Source organism: Pseudomonas sp. (genome assembly GCF_026224925.1).
Lineage (GTDB): Bacteria > Pseudomonadota > Gammaproteobacteria > Pseudomonadales > Pseudomonadaceae > Aquipseudomonas.
Window position 1 is genome coordinate 1 of record NZ_JAMFRV010000417.1, and the last position, 3,562, is coordinate 3,562.

Consider the following 3,562-nt stretch of genomic DNA (forward strand, 5'->3'; position numbering starts at 1 on the left):
AGACAGTGTTCTCCCTCTCGCGTTGGAGCCTGCAGCGTAAGCTAGTATTGGCGTTCTGGCTGGTCAGCGTGATCCCGACGATGATTGCCGCCGAACTCGCTGCGACCACTTTGTCACAAATATTCGAAAGCAACGTTCGAGTCTGGTTGCAAGAATCCACGCGGATCGTTCAAGACGAAATCAGTGAAATACAGCGTGATAACACCAGGGTTTCGCAGTTATTTCTACAGAACACACGCCCGTCAATGCCCTCGTCGGCTCGGCACAATAAATTAACGTCGGATCTCGCCAATGCCGTAGGCATCGACGTGGTCGCCTTGATTCGCTCAAAAGACCACAAAGTGGTGTTTTCAACGGCGTCCGACAACATCATTGACCAGATAAGCCTCGCCCCTAACGCAGTGCTGCAAACCATCCATAACGGCAGCGTGTTCGCCGGCGTCGTGGTGTCGACGTACCAGTCCACACAGGATGGCGTTGATTATGAATTGCTGATCGGCACCTATCTCGACAGCAGCTTTCTCACCAGCGTGGCCGATGTGCACTCCCTCGACCTGCGCTTGTACATGAACGACGCAGGCGGTTTCAGCGAGATTTTCTCGACCCAGCGCTTCATGAACCACCCGGCCGTTGTTCCGCACCGCATCGAACAGATCCTGCGTGACACCAAACAGCCCACAGAACAATCCACCAGCGCTTACTCCGGCCTGTACACACCGATCTTCAACGACAACGGCGAGTTGCAAGGCATCATTTTCAGCGGCCTGCTGCGCCATAGCACGCTGGTTGGACTGGTCAATCAGACCAACCTGTTCCTGGCGATACTGCTGCTCGGCTCAGCGCTGTCATTAAGCGTGGGCTGGATCATGTCCCAGCGCCTGACCAGGCCGCTGCGCCGGCTGTCCGAAGGCGTCAGGGCGGTGACAGAGGGCGATTACCGGCAACGGGTTGAGGTGGTCGGCAGCGATGAAATTGCCGAGCTAAGCACTACGTTCAACCATATGACAGAGCGTCTGAAAGAGCTTCAACACCTTGAAGCTCAACTGCGCCGTCGCGACCGCCTGCATGCATTGGGCGAAGTGGCGATGGGCTTGGCCCATGAAATCCGGAACCCATTGGGCATCATCAAGACCGCGACCCAGTTGCTGCACCGTCGCGCTTCGCTGCCGGCAACTGACATGCGCCACTTGGAGTATGTGATTTCCGAGGTCACGCGGATCAACGACCTGATTACCGAATTTCTCGACTTCGCCAAACCCAGCGCGCCCATACGCTCCACCCAACTGGCCAAGCCGCTGCTCGAAGACCTGCTGGGCTTTTGCGCCCCGGAGCTGGCGACGCATAACGTGGAAGCGGAAATCATCGAGCACGATCCTAACTCAATGATTTATGCGGATGCCCGACAGCTAACCCAGGCGTGCCTGAACCTGGTGCTCAATGCGATCGACGCCATGCCAGGCGGCGGGACGCTCACAATCGACATCTCCTGCGACCAACACACTACTATCATCAGCATTGCCGACAGCGGCCAAGGCGTTGAACCCGACATGCTCGAGCGTATTTTTAATCCCTTTGTGACCACCAAGGCATCCGGTACCGGATTGGGCCTGGCGAAGGTGTTTTCGATCATGGAGAGCCATGACGGCCGGGTTGAGTGCATCAGCGAAGCGGGGACTGGAGCAACGTTCAATCTGTACCTCCCTGCCCATGACGGAGGCCTGGCATGAGCCATAACGTGCTGGTGGTCGACGACGAACCCAAGCTCTGCGACCTGTTAGCGTCCGCCCTGAGCCAAGGTGAGATTCAAGTGTTCACTGCCGGCAACGGCCTGCATGCCTTGGCAGTCCTTGAGCGCGAAGAGATTGATCTGGTGATCAGCGATTGGCGTATGCCGGGGATGGACGGTCCGCAGTTGTTGGCAGAAATAAAAAGTCGTTATCCCGGCCTGCCGGTGATCGTCATGACCGCTTACAGCACGGTGAAAAATGCCGTGCAGTCGATGCGCAACGGGGCCTTCGATTACATCAGCAAACCGTTCGACATCGACGAGTTGGACATCACGGTCAACAAAGCCCTGCAGTTTCGCGACATCCTGCGCGACAACGAGCGCCTGCGCGCCGAACTTGATCAGCATCAGCAGATCGACAGCCTGATCGGCGAAAGCCCGGCGTTCCGTCGGGTGTTGCAAGCAGTGGACTCGGTCCGCGACAGCAACGCCACGATTCTGTTGACCGGCGAAAGCGGCACCGGCAAAGAAATGGTCGCGCGTGCAATTCACAAGCACGGTAACCGCGCGGGCAAACCGTTTGTCGCGGTCAACTGCGCAGCAATTCCCGAAGGGCTGCTCGAAAGTGAGATGTTCGGTCATAGCAAAGGCGCGTTTACTGGCGCGACGTCTGATCGCGTAGGGCGCTTTATGCAGGCAGATAGAGGCACGCTGTTCCTGGATGAAGTCGGTGACATGCCGCTGGCCCTGCAAGCGAAAATACTGCGCGCCTTGCAAGAGCGGGTGATCGAGCCGGTGGGCGATTCCCGCGAGCGCAAAGTCGATGTGCGAGTGATTGCCGCGACCAATAAAAATCTGCTGGAAGCAGTGGCCAATAAAGAGTTTCGCGAAGACCTTTACTACCGCCTGAACGTGTTCCCGATTCCGCTGCCTCCCCTGCGTGAGCGCTCAGAAGACATCGCGCCCTTGGCGCGGCATTTTGCCCATGTGCTGGGCGCCACGGCGGGAAAACGCATTACCGGGTTCAGCGCGGATGCGCTGCAGGCGATGGCCAACTACCCGTGGCCGGGCAATATTCGTGAACTACAGAATTGCGTAGAGCGCGCGACCATCGTCGCGTCGAGCAACATCATCGAAGAAAATGACCTGCCCGCATACCTGTTCGGCGCCCGCCCTATGGATAACAGTGCCGGCTCATTTCTGACTGAAGGTGTGGGGGTTCCAGAGAACCTCGACGCAGCCTTGGCCGATGTTGAAAAAGCGTACATATTGGCTGCATTGCAAGAAACCAACGGCGTCCAGGCCGCCGCCGCGCAGTTGATCGGGATTTCTGAGCGCAGCCTGTGGTATCGACTGAAAAAGCTCGAAATCCACGTAGACAAGATTGTTCGCTGACTGTTGATTGTGGGTGGCTTCAAAGCTTCCCGAATGAATTCGGTCCCACAGAGTGAACCGTTCAAATCTGTGGGACCGAATTCATTCGGGAAGCTAGCGGCGCAGTTTACTTGCTGGCGTGCACTCACCCCACCAACGCATCAACCTCTGCCGACGTCGGCGAGGTCGCTGGGCCCCAGCGGGTTACCGCAATGGCGGCAGCAGCATTCGCGCGCAACGCCGCTTGATCCGCAGTTAACCCCTGAGCCAACGCCGCCAACAACACACCTGCATGCGCATCACCCGCGCCGTTGGTGTCGATTGCTTTCACCGGGAAGCCGCGCACATGCTGCGCTTGCCCATGCTGACTGATCCAACACCCTTGCGGTCCATCGCGCACCACGATCAACGCGCCATCAGGTAGCAGATCAGTGAGGTGCTGCAACGCATCGCCGGTGTCAT

Annotated in this window: 3 protein-coding genes; 2 read left to right on the top strand and 1 reads right to left on the bottom strand. The window is 57.8% G+C overall.

The window, feature by feature from the left end:
* The first annotated feature begins 5 nt into the window (after nt 1-5).
* Nucleotides 6-1,727 (top strand): ATP-binding protein, encoded by a 1,722-nt coding sequence (locus M0974_RS18000; protein ID WP_297839643.1) that lies wholly within the window; start codon nt 6-8, stop codon nt 1,725-1,727.
* Nucleotides 1,724-3,121 (top strand): sigma-54 dependent transcriptional regulator, encoded by a 1,398-nt coding sequence (locus M0974_RS18005; RefSeq protein ID WP_297839638.1) that lies wholly within the window; start codon nt 1,724-1,726, stop codon nt 3,119-3,121. Before M0974_RS18000 ends, M0974_RS18005 begins: the two co-directional genes overlap by 4 nt.
* 124 nt (nt 3,122-3,245) lie before the next feature.
* Here the strand turns inward: M0974_RS18005 and M0974_RS18010 are convergent.
* Nucleotides 3,246-3,562: PfkB family carbohydrate kinase (locus M0974_RS18010; protein ID WP_297839641.1), on the bottom strand; the 317-nt coding region annotated here is incomplete at its 5' end.

Coding starts and splice junctions, on each gene's coding strand:
- M0974_RS18005 (WP_297839638.1), top strand. CDS start 1,724: ATGAGCCATAACGTGCTGGTGGTCGACGACGAACCCAAGCTCTGCGAC.